Origin of the sequence: Pseudomonas sp. RW409 (assembly GCF_003184125.1) — a bacterium.
Classification (GTDB): domain Bacteria; phylum Pseudomonadota; class Gammaproteobacteria; order Pseudomonadales; family Pseudomonadaceae; genus Aquipseudomonas; species Aquipseudomonas chlororaphis_I.
Window position 1 is genome coordinate 1 of record NZ_QHHP01000020.1, and the last position, 352, is coordinate 352.

At 62.5% G+C, this 352-nt stretch carries 1 protein-coding gene; it reads right to left on the reverse strand.

Annotated features, from left to right (window positions below; genetic code table 11):
* Window positions 1-352: autotransporter domain-containing protein (locus DK261_RS08790; RefSeq protein ID WP_146218525.1), on the reverse strand; the 352-nt coding region annotated here is incomplete at both ends.

Below are 352 nucleotides of genomic sequence, written 5' to 3' on the forward strand. Positions count from 1 at the left end.
CGCAGGGCCAGGTCCTGGGTGAGCTTGTGGCTGACCCCGAGGTTCAGGCGGTTCAGGTTGGTCTGCGGGGTATAGCCTTCGAGGGTGTAGTTGTTGTCCGGCAGGCTGTTGAGGGCCATGGTCAGCTTCTGGGTATCGTCCTCGTATTCCTTTTCGTGGGCGATTTCGCCGAACACCTGGGTTTGCTGGGTGATCTGATACTTGCCTTGCAGGCCGATGCCCAAGCGCCGTGAGGTGCGTTTCTGGTCATCGAAGGTCAGGGCGGTGGAGTCGCTGCCGTCCTCGGAGTAACCGTCGACCTTGGCCCGCGCGTAGTCGGCGCTGATGAACGGCGACAGGTGCCACGGGCTGC